Raw genomic sequence first — 18,956 nt, 5'->3', positions numbered from 1 at the left:
TTATGGGCTAATTATCGAGTGATCTTATTTTTTTTCTTAGAAAAATCATCCATTGGGTAATATTTATTTTTAACTAACACATTAGGACCAAGGCATCGTACGGCAGGGCAGTGACAGCTTAAGCTTTGGGCAAGTTCAGTTGAAGTCCATGAAGCAAACATGTCAGTGAGCTTTTGTTGTTGAATATTTCCTAATGGCGGGGTATCCCCGAAATCGGTGACAATGACATCTCCAGAGAAGATGTTGATGTTTAATCGTGACCTTCCATCCGGATCATTTCGCAATGTTACGTTTTCAGCTGAATAAAGACGCTTGATAAGCTCTAAATCCTCTGGATGATCGCTGCAAGGATAAAATGGAAGAGTTCCGAATAGCATCCACACATCTTTATTCCGAATATCTAATAGATGGTGGATTGCTAAACGAATTTCTTCTAATGACAATGCTTCAAGATTAGAGGCAAAATCTGATGGATACATCGGATGGACCTCATGCCTTTGACATTTCATTTCCTCAGTAATTTGCTGATGAATATGCTCAAGATGGGGGAGCGTTCTTTTGTTGATCATCGTTTCAGCAGACACCAAAACCCCTTCAGAAACAAGTGCTTGGCTATTTTCAATGATTCGGTTGAAAAGTGCAGCTCTTTGCTCTCTGGTCGGCTTCCGATCCATCATCGCAAAGCCCCCGTCAATAAAATCATCAATGGTTCCCCAATTATGGGAAATATGTAATACATCTAAATACGGGGCAATTTTTAAATAACGCTCCAATTCAAGCGTCAGATTGGAATTGATTTGTGTTCGAATGCCTCGTTCATGGGCATACTGCAATATTGGTAAAACATATTGTTCAACCGCTTTTTTCGAAAGCATTGGCTCTCCACCGGTAATACTTAAGCACTTCAGCGTCGGAATGTCATCAAGGCTCTTAAGTAAAAGCTCAAGTGGCAAGGCCTCAGGATCTTTTGATTGCAAGGTATACCCGACAGCACAATGCTCACAGCGCATATTGCATAGGTAAGTTGTGGTAAATTCTATGTTCGTTAAAGTCTGTTTGCCGTATTGTTCCATGTCGAAATAGGCTTCCCACGGATCAGTTGCAGGCGTAATTAAAGTTTTCTTGTTTGTTATCATTACTTCTTCTTTCTCCCTTATTTGTTCTCCTTTGCCATTATTCTCTTCAGAAAGGATCCTGTCAACCGACTTGTATTATGAGGAATACTCATAAACGAATATATGAGGGGAAAAAGCGGAAAATTACGTTATAATTCGAAAAAACCATTGCCTAATGGCGATTATTTCAGTAGGATAAAAACGGAAGTGAAAGGAGAGAGTTACTTTGGGGAGCCCAATTAAGGAAAAACAATCACAAGTTGTGTTTTTAAAACAACGATTAAATATGTTTTTAGATGTATTAGATGCGATTGAGCCTGAAAATACAGAGCTTGAGGATATTGATCGTTTAATTGAAATGATTGATGAATTGGAATCGAAATGCCGCGAATTTCAACATCGTGAAGACTAAGAGGGGGGCCTGATGTTACGGGCTCTTTTTTTATGTGTAAAAAAAACATCCAGGCTATATTTTGCAGCCGATACCTTTATCTTTTCATCAAAACATGATAAGGGTATAATGAATAAAGAAAAATGTTGTAATATTCAAATAGATATCGACAATTCGGGGAGCAATGGGAAAGGGGAACGCAAAATGAATATTGAAAAATTTCAAGAAAGCATGTATCAGCTCATTGTTGAAACATCCACAAATCTGCCAAAAGATGTTCGTCGCGCGATAAAGGCGGCAAAGGAAAGAGAAAATGCCGGAACAAGATCAGCAATGAGCTTAGCGACGATTACAAAAAATATTAAAATGGCGGATGACAAGGTATCACCAATTTGCCAGGATACAGGCTTACCAACCTTTAAAATAAAAACACCTGTTGGAGTCAATCAAATGAAATTGAAAGAGGCGATCTGCTCAGCGATTGCGCTTGCTACAAAGAATGGGAAGCTCCGTTCTAACTCTGTAAACTCCTTAACAGGTGAAAACAGCGGAGATAACTTAGGGGAAGGAACTCCGGTTGTTAAATTTGAACAATGGGAAAAGGATGATATTGATGTCCGCCTCATTTTAAAAGGCGGTGGCTGCGAAAATAAAAATATTCAATATAGTCTTCCATGTGAACTAGAAGGTCTAGGCCGTGCTGGACGTGATTTAGATGGCATTCGCAAGTGCATCCTCCATTCTGTCTATCAAGCCCAAGGACAAGGCTGCAGTGCAGGATTTATCGGAGTAGGTATTGGTGGAGACCGCTCTGCAGGATATGACCTAGCAAAGACACAATTATTCCGTGAAGTAGAAGATGTCAATCCTAATGAAGATCTTCGCAAGCTTGAAGAATATATTATGGAAAACGCCAATAAGCTTGGAATTGGAACAATGGGCTTCGGTGGAGAAACAACCCTTTTAGGTTGTAAAATCGGTGCTATGAACCGAATTCCAGCCAGCTTCTTTGTTTCAGTTGCCTATAATTGCTGGGCTTATCGTCGCCTCGGAGTGCGTGTCAATCCAGAAACAGGTGAAATCAATGAATGGTTATACCAAGGTGGGGATAAAATCGATTTTGCAGATGAGAAAATCGCTGCTACTTCAGAAAAAGAAAATCGTGTTGTCACGCTAACAGCTCCTGTGACAGAAGAACAAATCCGTGAATTAAAAGTGGGCGATGTCGTGCAAATTAATGGAAGAATGTACACCGGCCGTGACGCCATCCACCATTATTTAAATGACCACGACGCTCCAGTTGATTTAAACGGACAAATCATTTATCACTGCGGACCTGTTATGTTAAAGGATGAAAGTGGTACTTGGCATGTGAAGGCTGCCGGCCCAACCACAAGTATTCGTGAGGAACCATACCAAGGTGATATAATGAAGAAATTTGGTATTCGCGCGGTTATCGGAAAAGGCGGCATGGGACCCAAAACCCTTGCAGCCCTTAAAGAGCATGGTGGTGTTTACTTAAATGCCATCGGCGGCGCTGCTCAATATTATGCAGATTGCATTAAATCCGTTGATGGTGTGGACTTAATGCAGTTTGGAATTCCAGAAGCGATGTGGCACTTGAATGTTGAAGGCTTCACTGCAGTCGTGACAATGGATTCACATGGAAACAGCCTTCATCAGGATGTGGATCAATCTTCTTTAGAGAAATTGGCTCAGTTTAAGGAACGGGTGTTTTAATAGTCGTGCATAAATGTGATTATTCGCAAATAATTGGAAAAAGTCGCGAGAAAATGGCTAGTTTCGCGAATAAAAGTTGGTATTCGTGCATATATGGGGAAAATCGCGAATAAAGCATATTTTTCGCGAATAAATTAGAAAAGTCGCGAGCATTTTTTGTTTTTCGCGCATAAAAAAAGCTTTCACGAATAAATTTCCTTTTTCGCGAATAAAAGGCTTAAAGTCGCGAATAAATTTGAAAAGTCGCGAGTAAAAGTCTCAAAATCGCGCATAAATGTTTAATTTAAGAAAAAAATGCTAAAGGATAGAATGCATGTTACATGCTTTCTATCCTTTTTTTACCTCCTGCAAACTCGAATGTTTTCAAATGGAAAACAAACAATAAGAAAAAAGTTTCAAGGGGGATTCTTGTGAAAGCATCAAGATTAGTCTACATAATGGTTTTCTTTTTATTTTTTACCAGTCATCAAGTACTGGCAGCTCCCAATACACCCATCCATTGGGGAATGAAAAAAGGTGCAAACGAACAGCCGGCAGAGGCAGGAAAGCAGTTAGATGATTTACTTTCCAAATATAAAGCCTTTTACAAAGCCGATGTGACAAAGAAGGAGCTTTATTTAACTTTTGATAATGGTTATGAAAATGGATATACAGAGAAAATTCTCGATGTCCTCAAAAAGGAAAAAGTGCCGGCAACTTTTTTTGTAACAGGACATTACCTAGAAAGTGCGGCTCCATTTGTAAAGCGGATGGTGGATGAGGGGCATATCGTCGGCAATCATTCTTGGCATCATCCTGATCTAACACAGGTAAGTGATGAAAAATTACTAAACGAGCTTGAAACGGTTCGGGAAAAAACAAAAGAACTAACAGGTCAGAAAAAGATGGTCTACATGCGCCCGCCAAGAGGAGTGTTTAGCGAAAGAACGATGGAGGTGGCACAAAAAGCGGGTTATACCCATGTGTTTTGGTCGCTTGCCTTCGTTGATTGGAACGTTAACTCACAAAGGGGCTGGCAATATTCTTATGATAATATCATGAAACAAATTCATCCGGGAGCTGTGATTCTTCTGCACACCGTTTCCAAGGATAACGCAGATGCTTTAGAAAAAGTAATCCAGGATTTAAAGAAAAGAGACTATACATTTAAAAGCCTTGATGACTACATGAAGAGCCGAAACCCATGATCTCATTTCCCGAATTCCAACGGAGTTTGGGATTTTTTTTAGGAAAAGAATGAGGAAAAATGCTATAATACGGGGAAACTTGAAATAGCACGTAGCAAGATTATTGGAGTGAAAATAATTGAAAAATGAATCATCTATCAAGATTAAAGATAAACAAACATTTCCCCTTACAATCAAAAGGCTTGGAATAAACGGAGAGGGCGTAGGCTATTTTAAAAAGCAAGTCGTGTTTGTTCCCGGCGCGCTCCCAGGTGAAGAGGTTGTTGTTGAAGCAACTAAAGTCCATCCCAAATTTGCAGAAGCTAAAATCAAAAATATACGCAAAGAGTCCCCATTCCGCGTTCAGCCTCCATGCCCAGTTTATGAAGAATGCGGAGGATGTCAGCTGCAGCATTTACGCTATGACCAGCAGCTTAAGGAAAAAAGAGATATTGTCATCCAAGCATTGGAACGGCACACCAAGATTCCAGTCGATACTTTAGATATTAGAGAAACGATTGGAATGGAAGATCCGTGGAATTACCGCAATAAGAGCCAGTTCCAGGTGGGGAAAAAGGATGAAAAGGTATTGGCTGGTCTATATGGATTAAACTCTCACAAATTAATCCACATTGATCACTGCGCCGTCCAACATCCGAAAACTACGAAAGCCACTGGCAAGGTGAGAAAAATTCTTGAAAAACTTAATGTCCCCATTTATAACGAGCGCACTAAAAAAGGAATCGTTCGTACCATTGTTACAAGAGTTGGCGTGCAAACGGGAGAGGTGCAAATCGTTCTAATCACAACGAAGAAGGATCTTCCACATAAAGAGCAGATTGTTCAGGAGATCAAGAAGCGCATGCCAGAGGTTAAGTCAATCGTTCAAAATATTAATGGAGAAAAGACATCCTTAATTTTTGGCAAGGAAACGATTGCATTGGACGGAAAGGAATTTATCCAAGAATCATTAGGAGACCTATCCTTCGAGCTTTCGGCCAGAACCTTCTTTCAATTGAACCCTGAGCAAACAGTGAAATTGTATGATGAAGTGAAACAGGCGGCAGCATTGACCGAGAAAGAAAAAGTTGTGGATGCTTATTGTGGTGTTGGTACCATCGGCTTGTGGGTGGCAGACAAAGCGGCAGAAATTCGTGGAATGGATATCATTCGGGAATCAATTGAAGATGCGAAGAAGAATGCTGCTCGTCACGGGATCAAGCATGCCCAATATGTGACCGGAAAAGCGGAAGATGTTTTCCCTAGATGGGCGAAGGAAGGCTGGAAGCCGGATGTTGTGATTGTGGATCCTCCGCGTACTGGGCTTGATGGTGGACTTATTCAATCGTTATTGAAATCTGCGCCGAAGAAGATTGTGTATGTTTCATGTAATCCTTCTACGCTTGCGAAGGATATTGCGGTGCTTTCTGGGAAGTATCGGGTGGAGTATATTCAGCCGGTGGATATGTTTCCGCAGACGGCGCATGTTGAAACGGTCGTGAAGTTGGAAGAACGATTGTAGACTCAAAATAAACCCTTGTTCTACAAAATAAACCCATAGCATAATCAAAACAAAGTTCTGATATTCCTGTGGAAAATGTGTGGACAAAGGCAGGAAAAAACAAAGAAGAAAGAGGGTGGGAACAGGAATCCCATCCTTTTTTTGCTCGAATAAAAGTGAGAGAAAAAACTTGAAAAAAGCTTGATATAATAGCGTTTGAAAGAAAGTGTGAGGGGTTCTTACGAACCCCAAAAGCCTGAAAAAATCAGGAGAAAATCCCTTTCCTTGACCCTAAATCCTGTTCCCTGTACCAAGACTTTATTATCATAGAAAATAAAGTTCTGGTAGAAAAAAGTGAGAAGAAAATCGGGAAAATGCAGGAAGTGTACAGGACTTTATTTTAAATGGAAGAAATTAGTGCGTGTAGGATTGCGGGTTGAGGAGGGATGAGTAGCAGGAGTTTATTTTTACTGAACAACGATAAAAACTAGTTATATCAATGGATTAAGCCCTTGAGTGTGATGATGAACAATCAAGGGCTTTTGTATGTGGAGACATATCTATCTACAGGATAACAAATATTTAGATGTATACTTGTTAAAGGCAGAATAATCAACGGTAAGAAAAAAATATACAACTTTATGGATATGGCAGAAGATGAGCTTTATAAGTACTTTGGTGAGCAGATAAACAACTATTATTTAGTTGAGCAGTAGCTAATATTTGTGTGATGATGAATTTTACAAACAAAACAAGGTTATTATTAATAGAAAAAGTGGTGCTAGAGCCACTCTTTTGTTGAGCAATAAAAATACTTGATGTAAGATATTGTTATTAATTGACATGAAAGGGGAATCTAACATGGCTAAAGGAAGTAATAATAATTTACCAGCTTATACTACTGTAGAGAATTTGTTTAGATTAATCAACGTATTAATAAAGAACAACAAAAATGAAGAGTCTGTAAAAGCTCTTTTTGAGTTAGGCGACTCTGCTTATAGAAATACGAAATCTGCACTTAAATTATTTGATATAATTGAGAATGATAGTCTTAACTTTACACCTATTGGACGTGAAATTGCATATTCAGGTGAAGATAATAAAAAAGGAGAAATGATAAAAATTGTAAAAAACTATGAACCTTATGAATTAGTTCTCAATAGCATAGTAACTTCTCTAAACGACACTAAAGTAACTGAAATAGATACGATTAAAAATCTTTGGGGTAGGGCTGATTTTGGCTCAGGAGATAGAAATAGGAGTAATGGTGCAACTTTGTTTATGAGCATCATTAATTTTATTGAATTTGGAAGTTACATAATAGGTAGAGGAAAAAATCCAACGCGTATTGAATGGGTACCTGATATTAAAGATAAGATTAATAGTTTGAACAAAGTAAACTCTAGTGTTGAGCAGAAAGAGAATACAAATACGCAAGTCCAAGATACCGTTGAAGAAAGCGTTGTTGAAACTGTTCCTGTGGAAGAAGAACAGGAAGAAAATACTCCTGCCGATATTATTGCTAATGAAAATAATGTCAGACCAATCAAAAATCCTAATAGAGCAGTTAGTTTGTCAAATATAACTATAAATGTTGATATGAGCGATTGGTCTGATGAAAAGATAAAGACTTTCTTTAAATATGCTTATGGTCAGTTTGAGGAGGACTAAAATTATGTCAACTAAACTTCCAAGCCACAATGTTCCTCTTTCTCTCATTGCTGATGTGTTATGTTACATAAATAGTAACTCTTCATCAAATATTGAAGAATTAAAACGCTTTACTAGTAAAAGTGACGCTTATATAAGAAGTTCGCTTGCGATATGTAAGTTATTAAGTATTATTGATGAAGACGGAAATGTAAGTTCATTTGCTAATTCATTAGGTAGGACACCAAATGATGAATTAAAACTAAATGTAATGAGGAAATTCATACAAGAGTATGAGCCGTTTATAACATTTATTCAATATCACTTGAACGGTACGACACTTGAGGAATCAGCGAGAAAAGTATATGTATCTTATAGGTTAGAAGGAAAAGACCACAACTTTCTAAAAGACTTATTTATGTCATGGGGAACAGCATCAGGTATTTTTGCAAACGCTGTGAATGGCATTACTTTAGAGGAAACAATAAGAACACAGTTATTAGAAATCAACACACTTGATATTAACCTTGATGATGATATGGCAATTAGGATATACATAGGTAATATTATAAGTGCTGATATATTTTCAACATTGACCTCAGCTGAAGTTGAAGAACTGGTTGACGCGTACAAGAAATGCACTACTGATGCAAGGGGTGCTATAGAATGCGCAGGACGGGCATTTGAAGATTTTCTAAGAAGAATAGCTCCCACGGTAGGAGTTGACGTAAGTGGTAAAAATGGTATTGGTCAGGTTATAAACGCGTTATATAATAACAGGAATGCGTCAGGAATTAATGAAAACAAGATACACAATAAGCAGCAAAGTATAGGCGCTGCCATTGGTGATATTAGGAATATGGCAGGTCATAGTATGGAAGCTCGTACAATGGAAAGATGGGACCTATCAACCCATAGCGCAAAGATATATATTGAATTAGTCCTGTCCACGATAAGAAGCATACACAGCTATATTCAATATTCTATATATACTTTCTAAAACTTGCACGCCAGATTTTTATCTTATGTTGCCTATTTTCTTTCTAGAAAAGTCAGTCATTTTGTGTATAGATAATATTCAACTATTGAAGAGCAAAACGATTAAAGTGCCACCAAGGAACCAGTGGGTCTTTACGGCATCTTTTTTGACCGTTCAAGGCATGTGGAATGCTGTGCGTTGATTACAAATTGTAGAGCAATAAAAAAAACTCCTGACATCCAAAATAAACCCTTGTCATAATCAAAACAAAGTTCTGATATGCCTGTAGAAAACGCGCGGACAAAGGCATGAATCAAAGTAGAAAAGAAAGGATGGGAACAGGAATCCCATCCTTTTTATCCGATTGAAAATGAGAAGAAAAGACTTGGAAAAACTCACCTTATAAATGTTTGAGAGAAAGAGAGAGGGGTTTCTTAAGCGATAAAATCATCATAAATAACTCTATGGATTAATGAAACTATTCAACTTATCTCACTGCATTTGATGGATAAGGTGAAATATCTTCATAATCATACCAATACCTGCCGTGACCTGGATAATTATTATTATTTACCATTGGGCCAACACGATAAAGGGGTTTATCTCCAATTAGCTTTATAACCTCACGTATTCTTTCCTTATATTTACTCTCAAGTAAAGGCTTATTGTTCCCCCAAGCGGCAATAATGATATCCTTCTCAACATTAAAATTGGACAATAATTGCAATATTACTTCATTGTTGTATGTTCGATACCTCAGCTCATCATCCGTTCCAATGTAATCTTTTAAATAATCTGGTGTACCACTAACCATCGTAAATAAATTGACAATGGTTACCTTTTGAACATTCCCTAATTTAAATAGATAATCCGTTATCTTATAAATTGTATCATCAGAAACTTTTCTTCCCTGAGTATCTTCTTTACCTGCATTGCTTGGATTTTTTAGTATCACAATGGCGTGCTCGCCATCTATTCGATTATGAAAAGGTATCGTGATTGAAAAACGGTGGAGTTTCTTTTCACTTGAATCAAAAAATTTAGGGTTCATAGTAATACTTTCTTCGTCAATAAAATTTGAAAAGTAAACGGTTTTCAAAACCTCACCTCATTATGAATAACATTCTTCTAACGTAATCTTACATTAATTTTGGAATCTTTTGTATTTAAAGAATTAAAAGGCTATATATCCTAATAAATGCCTTATTTTTCTAATAGTGAGCTAGAATATTTTCATTACATTTAAAGTAGTTATAAATAAAATTACAAACTACATTGACAACGATTTATTTGAGAGATATAGTTTGATTATAATAGGAGGAATATTATGGAAAAAACTTTAGTGGCAAAATGTCCAAGATGCGATGAAAACCTAAGCGCAACAAGATTAAGTTGTGATAATTGTGAATTAGAATTAAACGGTGATTTTCCTCTTAGCAAATTCGACTATCTCTCAGCGGACGAACTTGATTTTGTTGAAAGCTTTCTGAAGGCACAAGGTAATTTTAAGACTCTTCAAAATGAGAAAGGCATGTCTTATCCAGCTGTGAAAAAGAAGTTTAATAATATTTTAGAAAAATTAAATCTATCTCCAATAAAAGGTGAAGAAAGGGGTGAGACTGCTATGTTAACTGTGGATAACCAGCCAATAAATGAAGGGGATAGCTTGGTTGTTAAAAAGATAAAAGAAAAGCTTAATTCTAATGGTGGTAGTACTTCGATTCCTCTTTATAGCGGAGACCTTTGCGATATTGGTTTTGATCCAAATGGTAAGGGGCTAGTCTCACCTAAGATTCCTGTTCCTAATCATCTTATATGGGAAGTATTTGATGCAGCTGTTGAGGTTGTAATCCAAAAGGGTGGAAAAGCCATGAAGGGTAAAGCTCGTTCAGGAGCAAAGCTTGGAAGTGACGATTTGCCGCTTGATTCAGTAGAAGGATACATAGCACACAAAGTACATTGCGCACAAATTGGAGAGACCGCTTTCGGACCAGGTTTTGTAATTGCTGCCATTTTGGATTGGGCGGGAATTTGCAATAATGAGAGAGGTTATTTGACAATAAATCCAACTTTTTTGAATGAAATAAAATAGCATAAGGGGGCCAATATGAGTACTTTAGAAAACAGGTTTAACGAAGAAATGAAGGGAATTTATTTTTCTGCCAAGAAAGAACTGGGTTATAATGCAACAAGGTTTATGCAATTAGTATCTCAAAAAGGTGGTCTTCAGGCAGCGAAACAGCTTATTTGGAAAGAAGGAAGCACATACGGATTCGAAGTGTTGTGGGAAAATAAAAGACTAGATTTATCAGTTGAAGCATTAGTACTAAGGCCGGAATACAATGAATTGTTTACAGACACAGAATTGGAGATTTGTAAGAGAAGATTACAAGATCTTGACTATAAATTTATAGAGAATGCTGAGGGAGAATAAGAATGAGCACCTATTCTACTAGTGTAAATGTTACAGTTGATGGTATTTTATTGACCACTAATGAGAGTATTGCTCACGTAAATATCGGCAACGGATATTCAATAGAAAAAATAAAACTCCAGGATTTCAAATATTTCACAGATATAGTTGATGGAAAAAATAAATTGATTATCGATTACTATAATTCCAGATTAATAGATGAGTTAAGTGACGATGAACAAATATATTTTATGTGTTTTAAGAAGACTGACAATTTTATTGCTCAAAGAAATGTTGAAGGGAATATAATTAGTATTACGACTGAGCCATTTTTTAATAATGATATTCAGAAATATATGGATGATGAATTTGAACATATAAATAAAACGATTTCAAAATTACAAGTGTATAATGTGGGTAATATAGGAATTCACAAGGTTTATTTTAATTTCAAGTACAGTTTTGTTGGGAATAATACGTTCACTAACTCCATTTTGATTAAAGATGCAAATACAATTAATCCCCAAAAATACGTCTTAAGCGAAGATGAAGCTAAGGATTATAATAATTTTTCAATTAAGTATGACCACTGTTTTAATCTTACCAAGAATATTATTGATGAATTTTGTTTTGGCCTTAAGCAAATTGATGTTGCAACAGCATTTGAACAACATACTACATGTTTGGAAATGTTTATGCTCGAAAAAAATAATCAGAATAAGAAACAATGTTTATCTAAGCGGACAGCAGTTGCATTATATAATACTGACACAGATGTTGTATCTGCTTATACAAGGATGAAGGAGTTTTACAAATTTAGGTCTGAGTCATTACATGATGGTGATTTTTCAAATATTACGAAAGTAGAACTTGAGGAATTAGAAAATATTACTCGATTATTAATTAAGCAATTTTTAGAATATATGCATTCATGCATTGCTAATAACCCATCTGAGACTTTGGCTACTGTAAAAGCAAAATGGATAAATATGCTTAAGGCGAAAGTAATGTCCTATCAAAGCCATGGTTTATTACAATAATTAAGGAGGATCGAAATATGTCATTTCAAACGCCGCTTACAATAAATGAAGTAATTGATGGTATTCATTCAAAGAAATATTTGTTACCTTCCATTCAAAGGGAGTTTGTGTGGAGTCCTGAACAAATTACAATGCTTTTTGATAGTCTAATGAGAGATTATCCTATAAATTCATTTTTATTCTGGAAGGTGTCGAAAGAAAAAGCGTCGGAGTTTAAATTTTATGAGTTCTTAAGGGATTACCATCAAAAGGATAATCGACATAATCCTAAGGCAAATATAAGTGGAAGTGACGATGTAATGGCTGTTCTTGATGGACAGCAGAGATTAACATCTTTGTACATAGCACTTAAAGGGACTTATGCTAATAAAATTGCTTATAAAAAATGGGACAACCCATTAGCATATCCAAAGAAAAAATTATATATAAACCTACTTGGAATGCCTGAAGATATTTCATATGAATATGAGTTTGAATTTCTTACAGATGCTGAAGCTAGAAAGAACGATGAGGATCATCATTGGTTTCCAGTTGGCAAAATGTTGGATCTGAAAGAACAGTATGATGTAATGAATTACATGATTGAAGCCGGGCTATCCTCAAATCCCGATAAAGATAAGGCCAAATATGCAAATAGGGTTCTATATAAGCTGCATTCAGTAATTCATGTAAATAAAATAATAAGTTATTATCTTGAACAAAGTACAGAACTTGATAAGGTTCTTAATATTTTTATACGTGTAAACAGTGGAGGTACAACATTAAGTTATTCAGACTTACTTCTTTCTTTTGCTACTGCACAATGGGAAACAAGGGATGCTCGTGAAGAAATCAACGAATTTGTTGATGAAATAAATCAAATTGGTAAGGGGTTTAATATCGGCAAGGATATAGTGTTAAAAGCATGTTTAGTACTTTGTGACATACCAGATATTTCATTTAAGGTTGATAATTTTAACCGTACAAATATGCTTTTAATCGAAAAAGAATGGGATAACATTACAAAAGCTATTCGTAATGCTCTTACACTTATCAGCAGCTTTGGATTTGGCAGAGAAAACATAACATCTAATAACTTGATGATTCCTGTAGCTTATTATCTTAAGACAATTGAGTTGCCTAATAATTTTGAAACTTCAACATCGAGAATTGAGGATAGAAAAAATATCAAGTTATGGTTTGTATCAGCATTATTAAAGAGGGTATTTAGTTTTGCGCCTGATGGAGCATTAAAGCCAGTTAGAGAAATAATAAAAAATCAATCATCAAATGGCTTTCCAGTAGATGCGATTTTCGCACAGTTCAAAGGTACAAATCGTGCCTTACAATTTACAGATGATGATATTAACAATCTGTTGTATTCTAAGTATGGTCACGGTGATACATTAGTTGTCCTTTCAATCTTATATCCTTGGGCAGATTTAAGACATAACTTTCATGTTGACCATATGTTCCCTAAGAGTGAATTTACAGTTAAAAGGTTGAAAGGCAAGGGTGTTCCTGAAACCAAAATTAATGAATTTATAGCGAATTATAATTATATTGGTAATCTGCAGCTGCTGGAAGAAATCCCTAATATTGAGAAGAAGGCAATGGACTTTGAAAAATGGTTAAGTGAAAAAGTTCCTGCTGGTGAATTAGTAGATTATAAAAAAAAGCACTATGTTCCAAATGTAAGTCTCGATTTTAGCAACTTTGATGTATTCCTGGAGAAACGTGAAAACTTATTGATTCAGAAATTGAATTCAGAACTTAGAAGGTAGATATCACTTGCTGCTTTTATAGAGCAAAAAAAGTAATATAACATCTAATAATACCCAAGAAGTTACAGCAACATTAAAAATAATTATTTAATAAATAAGCGGGTGATCAAACTGAATATTAATATAGGTCAACGTGAATATTTATTGGAAATACTTAACTATGAGTATGTTATACCTGATGAATTCCATACATGCGTAAAAGATGCAATAAAAAAATATGCAACTAATAGCAGATATTCTGAGGAAGCTATTGATTCAATGTTAAAAAAGCCTCAGAGTATGGCGTCAAGTATTGGAGCAATTCGGGATAACAATTTAAGCCTTTTCAGAGGTAAATTTGCTGAGTGGCTGGCATGTATTGAATACAATTCATTAAAAAACAAGGGAATTGTTTTGATGACAATAATTAATCCTGATTCAACTTCAAAGGCAGATTTATTACATATCATTAAAAAAGGCGATAAATATGAAGCTATCCCTGGACCAGATATTAAATGCGGAGGTAGCACGTATGTCTTTAACCAGTGGAACAAAATTGTAAATAGTAGATATGACATACCTATGGTTGATATGGATGGTATTCTGACAACCGAAGAAGGATTAAAAATGCTTACTGACAAGCAAAGAGAGCAGTTTGAACATCTCAAGCAAGTACATCCTAGGAAGAAGCCTATTAAATCTGAGTGGAATAAACAAGACATTAATAGGCTCATGATGGATTATCTTAAATATGTTAGCGATGGTATTACACCTGCTGATTCAGAAGATAAGCCATTTGTTGCCAGTAAAGAAAATCGGGATAGAATAAAAGATAATTTATCTAAACTTCCAAGTAAAATTGAAAATCGGTCTAGCTGGGATGAGTTCTGTAAAAAAGCATCTGAATTACCAAGTATATCAGAAAATTATTTGAATCCTATGACCATGGCAAAAGTAGAAAAGAAAAAACGGGAAGAAGTATCTAAGAAAGGTTCCAAAGTTTCAACTGAAAATATAAAATATGTAAAAGTAAAGGGAAAAAATAATAAAACCAAAAGTGTACCAGGGAATACGATCGTTAACAAACCAAAACAGAAGGGCTTTTTAAAAGGGGTAGCAAATTTCTTAGGATATGATTCTCCTACTGAAATGTTTTTTGCAGGTGCAAAAGTATTTACTGCTTCAGTAGTTGAAGCCGCTAGTAGAAAAATTGCAAACAAGATGTTTGGAGGGGGCCCGGACTCGGGGCCAAGTCAATTTGATAATCAGGGGAATGAAAAAACATACAATGATTCGATTGAAATAAAAAATAGTACAAATGAAAGAACTAATACAAATAATTCAACCCACGCTTCTCCTAGGGCACATATTGTAAAGGGGCATGGGCAGCATTACAATACAAAAAAAGGTCCGATTTGGAAAGAAAAAGAACCCTTTCCACGTGGGAAAAAGGATGAAAGTATATAATAATAATGATGATGTTGAGTATCTCTATAAAAATCTATTAAGCAAGGGGTAAAATTCATACCCCGGGGTAATGAATAACTACACTGTATTATATGAGCGTTTATTTTGCTTTATAGTATAAGGTAAATGTAATGACGCATGTGGAATGTATCTCGCAACTCATAATAAAATAGGCAGTTTCCCCTTAATAAGGGGGACCTACCTATTTTATTGATAATTAACATCTTATGTTATTTTGTATTTAGTTCGATTTACTTTTAACTCAATATTCTTCTACTTCTATGAGGTCATTTCCGATTAATGCTAATTCTTATTTTCTATCTCGGATGAAGTAAGTAATAACTTTTTCCTGTTCTTTGCACCTGGGTACCCTAATATGCAATCAAATGTTGTCTTATCATCTTTATTTTGAAAAATATAAATACAATTGAAATTATTGAGATATAAAAATTGATCCTCAATCGTTTTCAACAATAATACCCAATAATTAGAAATACTCCTAAACCCCCGTGAAGGTTTTTCGGCAATTGATGGCATTAACCAGTCCCTACCTACTTTTTTTGCTGTTCGTAATTTTCCACGTCGTATCCATTGACGGACAGTAGTCTCTGTAACATTATGAAGTTCTGCAAATTGACCGACTTTAAGATAATCACATTTTACATATAGAAGTGTGAAGTTTTTTGTAGAAGTTGTACCACTTATTTCTCCAGACTCATCTAATTCTAATTCGTTACAATAATATTAAATTATAAGGTGGGATCATTTCTGAATTTACCTTCTAAAGCCAAGATGTTTGAAAATTGGATGTATTGGTTTGACCAAAAAGATTTTGATTGGGGAGAACCAGGCTGTTGGTCATAAGAGGGAGTTAGAATATGGCCGCAGAAGATTTTGTTGAAAATTTATATCAATCAATAAAAAGAAAATCTTGTTTCGTATCAGGATTTATTTAACAATACTGAGATGAAAGATGTTACTGATTCTTATTGGAAAGAGGCATTGAGATTTTTCGAGGAACTTACAGATGACAACAAAAAAATACTTTTTAAAATCATCGGACAAGTTCAAGTGGATGCTATTTCGACTATTTTAGGAATTATCGATGGTGTTGTTCCCCTACCTAGTAAACAAGAAGAAATTGAAATGAAGTTTATTGGGGAAAAGGAGCCTATAAATGGCAATTTGCATGATTTATTCTTAGCGTATGATGAAGAAAACAGAGGAATCTGAAAAGAGCATTCAAACGCTTCCTTGGTTATTTTTTTCATTTCATTTAGTGAAGCCTCAATAGCTTTATTCATAAACATTGTTTTAAATCCTCTCTTATTTTTAGATAATTTTTCAAGACGTTTTGATAGATCTTCTCGAAACAAAAATGTAGTTTAGGAAAATCTGCTTTTTAGTTAACTCTTTCTTCTTCGGGCAAAACATTACGGATCGCTTTTAGGAAGCATTGAAAAAGGGAATCCTCCTAAACAAGTGAATTCCCCTTACACTATTAGATATTTAAATATGATTTAAAAGATTAAAATAATAGTTGAAATAAAAGTAATTATCACCATTTATTATCAATAAATTTATAATTATTATGTGAAACAATATCTTTATTAGTGTATACATAAGGCTGTACTAAACCTTTAAGTTTACCCCATATTGGAGAATATAATGATTTAACTTTTAATTCTAGACCAGCTTTATAATAAGAATAGTACACCAATTCTGAACAATAAGTCTTTGTTATGTCTTTATTCCTCTTAGTAACTGCATCTTTTATACTAAACGGAATCTTTTTACCTTTAAAGTATTTTACTGCCATATTGGCAGCATTTTGGCCTAAAGTGCTTGACTTTGGTCTAATTACTTTTGATTGGCCATATCTATTATGCCATGAAATTTCACTTATTGTTTTTGGATATGGTTCAGTTGATCTGCCGGAAGTATGTAAAATTGTAATTTTACCAATATATATACCAGCATGTCCAGTAATGCCACTTGAAGAAGTACTTTTAGTGATAATAATATCCCCAGGCTTATTGTCGATTGCGGCTTCTGCTTTAGTTAGATTTAAGCCGACGAGTAAAAATCCTGTAATTAAAAAAGAAAACACTATTTTTTCCATAAAATCCCCTATCTAACAAAAATACATCTTTTTGTAAATATTTTCAATATTTTTTAAAAACTGTTTTTTTTAGAACTTTAATAATATATTATTAAGTTAATATATGTAGAAATAGTGAGGCCATAAAATGAAGAAGAAAATATTGATTTCAATAGTAGCTTTAATTGTATTAATAGGTAGCCCATATGCTTATATTCAATACAAATTAAGAAGTGTTCAAAAAAATGTAACTGAATATTTGACTACCGACGGAAATATTTCAAAAAATGATATTGTTTACAATAAACGAGTTTTTGCAAATCTAAAAGGAAATAAAAATTGGATGGTTGCTATTAAACTAAAAAACGATAATAAAACATATTATTATTATATAGACAACAAAAACATTATTTTAGAATCTTATTCAGAAAATGGAAAAGAGCATGTATTAAATAAAATAATCAATAAATAGAGTATAAAGGCGTGCAGTACGGCGAACTGCCATTGCTTGACGAAATCGAAGAGGATTTGATGAAGCATTTATGCGATGAGCATGACGAGGATGAGGATGGGAACGAAATGGAGATGTTCCTGAAAAAATTTATGGAGATTGATGACGAAACTCTCCGCTCCATGCCCCATGAACTGCAAAAACAAATGCTCGTATTAGAAAGTCAGGGGATTCTTCCAGGACCGATTGCCGCACGCATTCGGCGTCTGTTTAAATAAGGATCCGAACTGCTATAAACGCGGATATCGAATGCCCTATCGCGTGAATGGTTTTGTGCTTTGTTTAATTCACCCCTATCATGATAAAAAAAGATTCTAATCCTTTTTTTAATTAGCATAAACGGCCTCTGAGGGGGTACCAGCTTCAAGCGGCATCTTTTTTGGTAGTTCAAGGTATATAGAGTGTATTGTAAAATTATATAGAAATGATGAATAACGCCAACTATTAAATAGGAGCAAGGTATATGAAATGTGACATAAAATCATTGTACATATGCGTTTTAGACATGGAGCGAGCAATTTCATTCTATGAAGCTTTTTTTGAGCAAAAAGTTGCAGTGAAAGATAATGTGTATAGTATTTTTGATATCAATGGATTTCGATTTGGGCTGTTTGCCTTTGAAAAAATGAAGGAAAAACATTCATTCGGGAATAATTGTTTACCAAGTGTGTCGGTAGAAAGTGTCAACATATTTAATCAAAAATTAAAAGGTCTTAAAATCGTATTTCCTGCTACTAAAATCGGGGAAAACTGGGTTGCAGAGTTTGAAGATAGTGAGGGAAATCATATTGAGCTTACAACACCAATTGATGAATGGTGCTCCACTATCTGATAGACAAGTGGGTAGCTACTACAAGGGGATGCTGACCTTATGTGGCATCTATTTTGACCGTTCAAGTCATGTGGAGTGTTGCGCGTTGCTAAAAAAATATTGTAAACCCAAAATAAACTCCTGACATTTAAAACAAACTCTTGTCACAATCAAAACAAAGTTCTGATATGCTTGTGGAAAACGTGTGGACAAAGGCAGGAAAAAACAAAGAGGAAAGAGGGTGGGAACAGGAATCCCATCCTTTTTCATTCAGGAAAATGGTGAGAGGAAAAGAAGGGGAATCCCGTCAAATCAGGATTTATAGGGAA

General features: G+C 35.2%; 19 protein-coding genes. 15 read left to right on the top strand and 4 right to left on the bottom strand.

Translation table 11 applies throughout. The features are described 5' to 3' along the window. Positions 1 to 11: 11 nt before the first annotated feature. Positions 12 to 1,136 (bottom strand): radical SAM/CxCxxxxC motif protein YfkAB, encoded by a 1,125-nt coding sequence (gene yfkAB, locus ACE38V_RS15780; protein WP_375842647.1) that lies wholly within the window; start codon positions 1,134 to 1,136, stop codon positions 12 to 14. Positions 1,137 to 1,341: 205 nt separating this feature from the next. Here yfkAB and ACE38V_RS15775 point away from each other — a divergent pair, with 205 nt between their 5' ends. The 6 genes from ACE38V_RS15775 (at position 1,342) to ACE38V_RS15750 (ending at position 8,563) form a co-directional block, all read left to right on the top strand. Then, on the top strand, positions 1,342 to 1,527 hold the full coding sequence (locus tag ACE38V_RS15775; protein WP_375842646.1) for an SE1561 family protein: 186 nt from the start codon (positions 1,342 to 1,344) through the stop codon (positions 1,525 to 1,527). Between the two features lie 183 nt (positions 1,528 to 1,710). Beyond that, positions 1,711 to 3,246, top strand: a complete 1,536-nt coding sequence (locus ACE38V_RS15770) for a fumarate hydratase (RefSeq protein ID WP_375842644.1) — start codon at positions 1,711 to 1,713, stop codon at positions 3,244 to 3,246. Between the two features lie 437 nt (positions 3,247 to 3,683). After that, positions 3,684 to 4,433 (top strand): delta-lactam-biosynthetic de-N-acetylase, encoded by a 750-nt coding sequence (gene pdaA / locus ACE38V_RS15765; RefSeq protein WP_375842701.1) that lies wholly within the window; start codon positions 3,684 to 3,686, stop codon positions 4,431 to 4,433. Between the two features lie 118 nt (positions 4,434 to 4,551). Further along, a complete protein-coding gene (gene rlmD / locus ACE38V_RS15760) occupies positions 4,552 to 5,934 on the top strand; it encodes a 23S rRNA (uracil(1939)-C(5))-methyltransferase RlmD (protein ID WP_375842643.1) in 1,383 nt (460 codons plus the stop codon). A gap of 840 nt (positions 5,935 to 6,774) precedes the next feature. Continuing rightward, positions 6,775 to 7,584, top strand: a complete 810-nt coding sequence (locus tag ACE38V_RS15755) for a hypothetical protein (RefSeq protein ID WP_375842642.1) — start codon at positions 6,775 to 6,777, stop codon at positions 7,582 to 7,584. A 4-nt stretch (positions 7,585 to 7,588) separates the two neighbouring features. After that, the gene (locus ACE38V_RS15750) at positions 7,589 to 8,563 is read left to right on the top strand and encodes a hypothetical protein (protein ID WP_375842641.1); all 975 of its coding nucleotides are present in this window, start codon (positions 7,589 to 7,591) and stop codon (positions 8,561 to 8,563) included. Between the two features lie 466 nt (positions 8,564 to 9,029). Here ACE38V_RS15750 and ACE38V_RS15745 read toward each other — a convergent pair whose 3' ends face one another. Then, a complete protein-coding gene (locus ACE38V_RS15745) occupies positions 9,030 to 9,641 on the bottom strand; it encodes a DUF1643 domain-containing protein (protein WP_375842639.1) in 612 nt (203 codons plus the stop codon). 228 nt (positions 9,642 to 9,869) lie between these two features. Between ACE38V_RS15745 and ACE38V_RS15740 the strand changes: the two genes are divergently transcribed. The 5 genes from ACE38V_RS15740 (at position 9,870) to ACE38V_RS15720 (ending at position 15,204) form a co-directional block, all read left to right on the top strand. Next, positions 9,870 to 10,634 (top strand): DUF2089 family protein, encoded by a 765-nt coding sequence (locus tag ACE38V_RS15740; protein WP_375842638.1) that lies wholly within the window; start codon positions 9,870 to 9,872, stop codon positions 10,632 to 10,634. A 15-nt stretch (positions 10,635 to 10,649) separates the two neighbouring features. Next, a complete protein-coding gene (locus tag ACE38V_RS15735; RefSeq protein ID WP_375842637.1) occupies positions 10,650 to 10,976 on the top strand; it encodes a hypothetical protein in 327 nt (108 codons plus the stop codon). 2 nt (positions 10,977 to 10,978) lie between these two features. Next, a complete protein-coding gene (locus ACE38V_RS15730; RefSeq protein WP_375842635.1) occupies positions 10,979 to 11,995 on the top strand; it encodes a hypothetical protein in 1,017 nt (338 codons plus the stop codon). Between the two features lie 17 nt (positions 11,996 to 12,012). Beyond that, positions 12,013 to 13,758: a DUF262 domain-containing protein gene (locus tag ACE38V_RS15725; protein ID WP_375842633.1), complete on the top strand. Its 1,746-nt coding sequence runs from the start codon at positions 12,013 to 12,015 to the stop codon at positions 13,756 to 13,758. Positions 13,759 to 13,902: 144 nt separating this feature from the next. Next, entirely contained in the window at positions 13,903 to 15,204 is a 1,302-nt protein-coding gene (locus tag ACE38V_RS15720) for a hypothetical protein (RefSeq protein WP_375842632.1), read from the top strand. A 303-nt stretch (positions 15,205 to 15,507) separates the two neighbouring features. On the opposite strand, the gene ACE38V_RS15715 is transcribed toward ACE38V_RS15720, so the two are convergent. Then, positions 15,508 to 15,909 (bottom strand): helix-turn-helix domain-containing protein, encoded by a 402-nt coding sequence (locus tag ACE38V_RS15715; RefSeq protein ID WP_375842699.1) that lies wholly within the window; start codon positions 15,907 to 15,909, stop codon positions 15,508 to 15,510. A gap of 261 nt (positions 15,910 to 16,170) precedes the next feature. On the opposite strand from ACE38V_RS15715, the gene ACE38V_RS15710 reads away from it, so the two are divergent. Beyond that, positions 16,171 to 16,437 carry a transposase gene (locus tag ACE38V_RS15710; RefSeq protein WP_375842631.1) on the top strand — a complete coding sequence of 89 codons (267 nt, stop codon included), beginning with the start codon at positions 16,171 to 16,173 and terminating at the stop codon, positions 16,435 to 16,437. A 325-nt stretch (positions 16,438 to 16,762) separates the two neighbouring features. Here ACE38V_RS15710 and ACE38V_RS15705 read toward each other — a convergent pair whose 3' ends face one another. After that, positions 16,763 to 17,326, bottom strand: coding sequence for a hypothetical protein (locus tag ACE38V_RS15705; protein WP_375842629.1), 564 nt, complete (start codon positions 17,324 to 17,326; stop codon positions 16,763 to 16,765). Positions 17,327 to 17,453: 127 nt separating this feature from the next. Between ACE38V_RS15705 and ACE38V_RS15700 the strand changes: the two genes are divergently transcribed. From ACE38V_RS15700 to ACE38V_RS15690, 3 genes are all read left to right on the top strand, one after another. After that, positions 17,454 to 17,777, top strand: coding sequence for a hypothetical protein (locus ACE38V_RS15700; protein ID WP_375842627.1), 324 nt, complete (start codon positions 17,454 to 17,456; stop codon positions 17,775 to 17,777). A gap of 11 nt (positions 17,778 to 17,788) precedes the next feature. Further along, on the top strand, positions 17,789 to 18,034 hold the full coding sequence (locus ACE38V_RS15695; protein ID WP_375842626.1) for a hypothetical protein: 246 nt from the start codon (positions 17,789 to 17,791) through the stop codon (positions 18,032 to 18,034). A 245-nt stretch (positions 18,035 to 18,279) separates the two neighbouring features. After that, positions 18,280 to 18,648, top strand: coding sequence for a VOC family protein (locus tag ACE38V_RS15690; RefSeq protein WP_375842624.1), 369 nt, complete (start codon positions 18,280 to 18,282; stop codon positions 18,646 to 18,648). Positions 18,649 to 18,956 lie beyond the last annotated feature (308 nt).

The sequence above is a fragment of the Cytobacillus sp. Hz8 genome (genome assembly GCF_042263505.1).
In the GTDB taxonomy this organism is placed as follows: Bacteria; Bacillota; Bacilli; order Bacillales; family Cytobacillaceae; genus Bacillus_BE.
Note: the sequence above shows the minus strand (reverse complement) of the source record. Positions and strands in the feature narration are given on the sequence as shown.